Source organism: Weissella cibaria (assembly GCF_004521965.1).
Lineage (GTDB): Bacteria > Bacillota > Bacilli > Lactobacillales > Lactobacillaceae > Weissella > Weissella cibaria_A.
Genome location: NZ_SDGK01000049.1, coordinates 1 through 7,169 on the forward strand (window position 1 = coordinate 1; position 7,169 = coordinate 7,169).

Genomic DNA, 7,169 nt, shown 5'->3' on the forward strand with positions numbered 1-7,169 from the left:
TTTGCCTTCGGTAAAACCGATAGCAGTTCATTTTTCGCCAACAAAGCGCGCATGTGGATCTCAGTAATTGCATCAAACTTGATACGGTTGATGAAGAGTATTACATTGGACGACCAGCAACAATCGTGGACAATCAACACCTTTCGAGACCGTTTGTTAAAAATCGGGGGACGTGTCACTAAGCACGCCCGCAAGGTGATCTTGACGCTAGATAGCCGCATCCAAGAACAATTCGATGGTCTGTTCTGGCGAGTTTGGGAACGACTAAATGCTTTGTGGCAATAAAACAACGAAGTAGATTTTCAAAAAAATAGCAAAATCTGGCTGGTTTTAGTGTGCCCATTTTTCTCAAAAAACACTCAATCGAAAAAAACACCCTGAAGCCGTGCCAAGGTACTGGCAGTTTCAAGGTGATTTATCGTATTTTACTGATTTAGCTGTGGTTAAAAATTTAGTGCATGAATAATCCGGGTTTGAACAAATGAATGTTCGGACGGTAGAAATTAATGATGAAGTTTGGTTTGTAGCAACTGATGTAGCTAATGTACTGGGACTTTCTAATGTCTCTATGTCAAGCAAGGCACTAGACGATGATGAACGGTCTAAGTTCAACTTAGGCCGTCAAGGTGAGGTAAATGTTATCAACGAACCGGGCTTATATAATTTCATCGGCTCTAGTCGTAAAACAGAAGCCAAGCAATTTATGCGTTGGGTACGCCACAAAGTACTGCCAAGTATTCGCAAGACTGGTGGTTATCAAGCAAAGCCAATGACACCAATGGAATTGCTAGAAACGCAATTCGAAGCATTGAAGGGAGTCAGTGAGGATCAACAAGAGTTGCGTGGTGAGTTTGCCGAACTAAAGGAACAGTTTGGACTGCCTAATGATTTACGTAAGCGATTTACAAAGGCACGCAACAAGCGAGTTGTTGAAGTGATGGGCGGTTACTACGGAACAGCCTACAACACTAAGAAGTTGCGCAACGCAGTATACTGTCAACTTGTAAACGTCATTAAAGACCGTTTTGTTGTTAGCGAGTTCGCCAGCTTGCCATTGTCGAAGTTCGATGAAGCAATGCGTTTGACTCAAAACTGGCAACCGGATGAGGTGTTGACGTTTGCAATCAACGGAACGAATGAACAAGCACTATTGGAGGTGTAGGAATGGCTAAAGCAGTACCAACGTTCGATGTGAACGATAAGCTCCTTATTAACGCTGACGAAGCGGCGGGGTTGCTGTCAGTATCTAGAACATATTTTGATCAAAAAAACAGATGGTAGAACATGAGTATCTGCCAATATTTAATGGGTATCATGAAAGGACAAAATAATGACAGTATCAGTAATTTTTGACGCACCACAAATTCAAGTAAATAACAGCAGTACGGGTATTCAGCTATCACAGGTAATCTTACCTTATTCAATCCGTAATTCAGAAAAATTCGATCAATATTTGGGTGGTAAGATGACGCTAACACAATCCGATGGAATCGGGTTGACTGACAACACGAAGGACTGGGAACGTCTTGGCTTGGCTAAGATTAAGAAAATGGTGGCTGACGCAGAAATCTATGTGCCAGACCCAATCACTGAAGCTCCTGAAGAACCATCAGCAAGTCCAGCAGAAGTTCAGGCAATAACAACTTCAGAATCAACAACGGAGGAACAACCACATGAATAAATTACTCAAAGGTTCATTGGCATCAACTAGTGCGCTTTTAATTATGGGCATTGGTTGGGCTTCAGAACGGGTTAACCGCTAAGCAGATTGATGAGGCTATTGAAAAGATGAAGGAGGCGGGGAAGTAAAATGAATAAAACAATGAAGTTGGTCGCCGTTGGGGCGACCTTTTTGTTTGGAACAACGCTTGTTAGTGATCATACGGTGCATGCAGATACGCCACGAACTGACATGGTGGACGTGTCGAACCACAACGGACAAATGACGACGCCTGAGTTCGTGGATATGCGAAACAACCATGGTGTGAAGTCGATTGTAACCAAGATTTCAGAAGTTACAATTTATCATGACTGGACTGCTGCCGGAAACATTCGAGCTGCACGAGAAGCAGGATTGTATATCAACGGGTATCACTATTTGTATGCAACAACGGTAGCTGGTGTGATTGCTGAGGCCAATTATGCTGTGGCTATGGCACAGGCTGACGGTTTGCCTGTAGGGGCAGTTTTGGTGGCTGATGTTGAAGAACCAGCACAAATGGCAATGGATGTAAATATGTAAGCGGTTGTGACAGCGTTCGAAAATGAGGCTCAGATTAAGGGCGGGTTCCGTATCACCGCTTACACTATGGGTTCGCATCTTGAAGTAACGCCATACGGTGAAAAGTCATGGATTGCTTCATATCCTTACACACCAACTTCAACTTAAAACTACTACTCCACGGAACATGCTTGGCAATGGGGTTCAAATGGTTATTTCCCAATGTCACTAGGTCGATTCGACGTTAACCAATTGTATGACAACTTCTTCACTGCTGACCAAGCAGTGATTAAAAAGAACCCTGGTGATGGCGCTACAGTATGATCAAAGGATGGCGTATGGTACACGGACAAGTCGTTTAAGCACAAGGCCAACGGCATCAAAAAGCACACGGGGGGCTTATTGGTCATTTGCCAACGGTAAGCTAATCAAGTCCAAATGGACTAACTCATGGGGAATGTACTACTGGTCTGATGGTGATGGCAAGCTGGTGCAAGGTCAAGGAACGTGGAAGGGATACAAGTGGGACTTTGGAAACGATGGAACCTACTATGTTAAGAACGCAACGCCGAAGAGTTTGAACAAGCTAGTTGAACAACTGAATAAATAAACTAGTCGACTGTGACAAGTTTTGCGACCATCAATAATGAGGGTCTCAAATAGATAAAGCCCGCTGGATATGGATTAACTTCCTCGCACGGTAGTTTTTTTACTTTAACAGGTGAAGGCGTTATACTAGTTTGTGTTCGACAGCCCATTACATTATTAGTAGTATATTTTACGATTATGAGATTATTGGCCAATACAAATTGAATAATACCAATTAATTGTCTACTGGTATTATGAATGGAGTATTTTGATGGTGGATTCGAAATATTCAATATGTTGCATAGCAGCAGAGTAATAATAAACTATATCATCTAAATTAAATGTTCTAGAATAAGGGAGTAAGAAAAATGAATAACATTTTACTTAGTGCGATCAACACTATCCGGCAATCATTCGGTCATGGTTTATACGCTAACGTGAATGACGAACACTCAGGAGATAAGATTAATCAATATTTACATGCGGCACCAGCCATTAATGACTATGTAGTGGGCCTTGATTTATATGAGTTAGAGAACGAGAAGTTAGTTGTTGTATCATACGACACAGCGGCAAATATTAGTGTAGGAGAGACTATGATGTGGGAGATGTATGACGAATCAAATTATCTTGCTAAAACTCATTATCGTATTTTAAGTACTTATATGGTGGACAAATTACAACTAGATTTGCCGACACCCTTATTGTCGTATCGTCTTTAAAAGGTACCTTGATACAAAAGTTTGATAAAGGAATAAGGTACCTAAACAAGTGGCAGGTTGACATTGATATCTAGGTCGCTGATTTAATAATAAAAGTCCCTGGGTACGCCTCATAATGAGGCCAGGGCCTTTCATTATTCCAATAGCTCATCTCGTGAGGTATTAGTAAGCGGGTAGTACTTAGATGAGCTATCAAGATAGCAATTAAACTTGGGAGTTATTTAGCTATGAGAGTATGGTTATTGCAATAAATGTAACAGTTAAACATCAGAAATACTCATAATTATATTTACAAGCAATACCAATGATAGGCATTTAATTGAAAAGGGTATTTATTCTGACCTACGCGGTTTTTGTAACATAACTTATGTACGAAAATCAACATGAAAGATATAAAAATGGTCAAATCGATTCTGCTACCTACCTTTATTAGGGACATGTTATTTGGTCACTCGCCAACAATACGCAGGCATAATATTGCACATATACGACCAAAACAAGTCGTTTTATGCACGATATTTGGGTGATATTTGTCATATTTCTATCTATTAAATACTAATGAGTAATAAATATTCAGCATTACAATTTCCAACTGTAAACTTATACCAATTGATACCAAAAAATAAAAACATTTAGTATATTTCTAAAAAAATAATTAAAGCCCGTCTGGACTAGGTGCGATTGCACTTAATTTGGACGGGCTTTTTTATTTGTTTTGTATTTTGCATCTATTTCGCACCTTAATTTGCTAAAATGCTGATATACAAAGGAATGAAGACTTCTATAAGAAGAACGTTGAACGCTATAACAAAGAAAAGCAATCTCGTGATGCTTACAAAGAAAAGTTCTGGGGTAGTGCAACACACTAATTACGTAACAGACCACACGTCCCAATTGGGTTGTGTGGTTTTTTGAAGGAATAATGATGAGTTATGGATGTTACTGACTAAATCGTATGAATTTTGTATACTATCTAATGGAGTAAATGAAAGAGAGATGACGATAGCATGCATTTTACGTTTTTGGTCAACCCGGCGGCGAGTTCAGGACAAGCCGTTGCAAGTTGGCAAGTGCTTGAATCGTACCTGAAGGAGCAATCGACGGACTTTGAGGTGCGCTTTTCGCAACGCGCAGGTGATATTAAAGAATGGACACGCTTGTTTGCAAAGTATCAACAGGCTTCGGATCAAACACTTGTCATCGTGGGCGGGGATGGATCGCTCAATGAAGCGATAAATGGTGCTATGGCGTACAGAGCTGAAAATCAGTTGCCATTGGCTTATATTCCCGCAGGGTCAGGCAATGATTTTGCAAGGGCCCGCCAATTGCCAACTGACCCGGTTGCGGGTCTCAAACGGATTATGGCCAACGTCGCCGCAGATACGCCAGAGCAGATTGACATTGGTGAATATGTTGATGCCGTTAAGCGAGAACACCGCTATTTCGTGAATAATGTGGGCATTGGTTTGGATGCGACAACGGTCAAATTAGCCAACGCATCCACACATAAGAAAATTTTGAATAAATTAAAGTTGGGTAAACTGGTCTATTTATCAGCACTCTTCAAGACGTTTAGTCTGCAGGATACTTTTCAAATCGAGTTAGATGTTAATCAGCGTCGTCATTACTTTAATCGTGGCTACTTACTGACTTTGTCAAATCATCCGTATTTTGGTGGGGGCATTAAAATTATGCCGGATGCTAATGAAAAAGACGGCCTAATTGACTTGATTATAATTGAGCGTCCCAAAGTTTTTGTCAAACTATTCGTCATTCTAGTGCAATTGATGCGTGATAAGCACTATCAGTACAAAGAAGTGCACCGCTTTACGGCTGATCAAATTCGCATTCGAACAGCGCGATTAGAATTTGGCCATGCGGACGGTGAAGTGCTTGGCTCGCGGGCCTTCGATATGGTAGCGACAACGCAGCCTTATTCGTTTTGGTAACATTGATCTGAATTCTGGGCATTTCATTAAATTGTGAAAAAACAATGTTACACTGGTTAAATAAGTTTTTGTGCAATTTTTTTGAAAGAAGGCATTCGTATGGCAACGCTCTTGGAGTTGTTCGCGACGACGCTTGTGCTATATCTCTTAACGTATGCATATGTTAATCGGGATTGGCACGAGGATTAACAACTTAAAAAACAGATACCCCTTGGCTACCTGTTTTTGTTACACTGAAAATATGAAAATGGGGGCGTGATTGTGTATAAGCATTTAATTTTTGATTTAGATGATACTTTGTTGGATTTTCGAAAAGGCGAGAAAGTTGGTTTATTGAATGTTTTCCGTGACCATGAAGTGTCGGATGTTCACCAAGCTTTTGATAAGTATCAACAGATTAATCGCGGGTTGTGGGCGGCTTTTGAACGTGGGGAAATTAGCAAGGATCAGATTCACAATACACGTTTTGCAACTTTGTTTGATCAATTTGGCCGTGACGTTGATGGTGTTGCACTTGAGAAAGAGTATCGTGGATATTTAAATGAGAATTACTACGTTTTGGATGGCGCCGAGCAACTCTTGCAAAAGTTAACCAAACAAGGTTATAAATTAATTGCTGGTACGAATGGGGAGCAACACACGCAGGAACAGCGCATGGCCCATACCGGGTTTATGAAGTACTTTGATGATATGGTGACATCGGATGAAATTGGCCATGCTAAACCGGCCAGGGAGTTTTTCGATGCAATTTTTAATAAGCAACCGGCTATGAAACGTAGCAACACAATTATGATCGGCGATGGCCTGGCATCGGATATTCAGGGCGGGAACCGTTATCTCCTTGATACGCTTTGGGTCAATTTACACCGAGTGGCAAACAACACGCCGTATCAGGCGACATACGAAGTTAATCATTTAGACATAATTCCAGACATTATTCGTCGATAATTCAAAAATATCAAGCCATCCTCTTAAATAAAGTGGATGGTTTTCTTTTTGGCAGCATACAACAGTCAAACACCTGGCATATAATAATTAATAAAGAAACATGTTAGGAGGGGATACTAATGGAACAAACAAATGGGGTAGTTATTTACGCATCAAAATACGGTAAGGCTGATACGACCGACATGACTAAAATTCATGACGCGGTATCCTTATTTAAATAGTGAATCAGTTGAGGAGGTGGTAACATGAAACGTTTTGCGTCACCAATTGTGTATGGCGGATTAGATGGTATTATTACCACGTTTGCGGTCGTTGCTGGTTCAGTAGGTGGAGATATTTCAAATGTGGTTATTATCATTTTGGGTTTTTCTAACTTATTGGCCGATGGATTTTCAATGGCCGCAGGCGCCTATTTATCTGCAACGGCCGGTAAAACAAAACGTGTTGCGGTTGAGGATGGGGTGGCCACATTTTTGTCCTTTAATGTTTTTGGGCTAATCCCGTTGAGCGCTTACTTAATTGTAAATGCTGTGATTCACAGTCCAACCGTGGCTTTTCCGATTTCGTTCCTAATTGTGGGGGTGGCTTTAGCACTACTGGGGATGGTCAAAGCCGAACTGACCAACAAATCAAAGAGTGCTGAGATTAGGTTAACGTTGCTAGTTGGGTACGTGGCAGCCAGCGTTGCTTATGGCATTGGGGCATTATTAAATTATTTGCTATAGAAAAGCGGGGGTTTCC

The 7,169-nt window shown here is 40.9% G+C and carries 10 protein-coding genes; all 10 read left to right on the plus strand.

The window, feature by feature from the left end; translation table 11 throughout:
- Positions 1-285 (plus strand): transposase (locus EST42_RS06840; RefSeq protein WP_209019483.1); only part of this gene is annotated, 285 nt, incomplete at its 5' end.
- A gap of 196 nt (positions 286-481) precedes the next feature.
- Positions 482-1,162 carry an ORF6C domain-containing protein gene (locus EST42_RS06845; protein WP_134644792.1) on the plus strand — a complete coding sequence of 227 codons (681 nt, stop codon included), beginning with the start codon at positions 482-484 and terminating at the stop codon, positions 1,160-1,162.
- Positions 1,163-1,330: 168 nt separating this feature from the next.
- Positions 1,331-1,681 carry a hypothetical protein gene (locus EST42_RS06850; protein WP_134644793.1) on the plus strand — a complete coding sequence of 117 codons (351 nt, stop codon included), beginning with the start codon at positions 1,331-1,333 and terminating at the stop codon, positions 1,679-1,681.
- A gap of 129 nt (positions 1,682-1,810) precedes the next feature.
- Positions 1,811-2,242, plus strand: a complete 432-nt coding sequence (locus EST42_RS06855; RefSeq protein ID WP_134644794.1) for a GH25 family lysozyme — start codon at positions 1,811-1,813, stop codon at positions 2,240-2,242.
- 6 nt (positions 2,243-2,248) lie between these two features.
- On the plus strand, positions 2,249-2,389 hold the full coding sequence (locus EST42_RS10555) for a glycoside hydrolase family 25 domain-containing protein (RefSeq protein ID WP_167711158.1): 141 nt from the start codon (positions 2,249-2,251) through the stop codon (positions 2,387-2,389).
- A 139-nt stretch (positions 2,390-2,528) separates the two neighbouring features.
- Positions 2,529-2,831 carry a hypothetical protein gene (locus EST42_RS06860; protein ID WP_134644795.1) on the plus strand — a complete coding sequence of 101 codons (303 nt, stop codon included), beginning with the start codon at positions 2,529-2,531 and terminating at the stop codon, positions 2,829-2,831.
- Between the two features lie 346 nt (positions 2,832-3,177).
- On the plus strand, positions 3,178-3,531 hold the full coding sequence (locus EST42_RS06865; RefSeq protein WP_134644796.1) for a hypothetical protein: 354 nt from the start codon (positions 3,178-3,180) through the stop codon (positions 3,529-3,531).
- A gap of 1,007 nt (positions 3,532-4,538) precedes the next feature.
- Positions 4,539-5,480: a diacylglycerol/lipid kinase family protein gene (locus EST42_RS06875; RefSeq protein WP_134644797.1), complete on the plus strand. Its 942-nt coding sequence runs from the start codon at positions 4,539-4,541 to the stop codon at positions 5,478-5,480.
- Between the two features lie 261 nt (positions 5,481-5,741).
- The gene (locus EST42_RS06880) at positions 5,742-6,428 is read left to right on the plus strand and encodes a YjjG family noncanonical pyrimidine nucleotidase (protein ID WP_134644798.1); all 687 of its coding nucleotides are present in this window, start codon (positions 5,742-5,744) and stop codon (positions 6,426-6,428) included.
- A 245-nt stretch (positions 6,429-6,673) separates the two neighbouring features.
- Positions 6,674-7,153: a VIT1/CCC1 transporter family protein gene (locus EST42_RS06885; RefSeq protein ID WP_134644799.1), complete on the plus strand. Its 480-nt coding sequence runs from the start codon at positions 6,674-6,676 to the stop codon at positions 7,151-7,153.
- The last annotated feature ends 16 nt before the right edge of the window (positions 7,154-7,169 follow it).

Bases quoted from the DNA above. Each gene is read 5' to 3' on its own strand.
- EST42_RS06855 (WP_134644794.1), top strand. From the start codon at position 1,811: ATGAATAAAACAATGAAGTTGGTCGCCGTTGGGGCGACCTTTTTGTTT.
- EST42_RS06850 (WP_134644793.1), top strand. From the start codon at position 1,331: ATGACAGTATCAGTAATTTTTGACGCACCACAAATTCAAGTAAATAAC.
- EST42_RS06875 (WP_134644797.1), top strand. From the start codon at position 4,539: ATGCATTTTACGTTTTTGGTCAACCCGGCGGCGAGTTCAGGACAAGCC.
- EST42_RS06885 (WP_134644799.1), top strand. From the start codon at position 6,674: ATGAAACGTTTTGCGTCACCAATTGTGTATGGCGGATTAGATGGTATT.
- EST42_RS06865 (WP_134644796.1), top strand. From the start codon at position 3,178: ATGAATAACATTTTACTTAGTGCGATCAACACTATCCGGCAATCATTC.
- EST42_RS06845 (WP_134644792.1), top strand. From the start codon at position 482: ATGAATGTTCGGACGGTAGAAATTAATGATGAAGTTTGGTTTGTAGCA.
- EST42_RS06860 (WP_134644795.1), top strand. From the start codon at position 2,529: ATGGCGCTACAGTATGATCAAAGGATGGCGTATGGTACACGGACAAGT.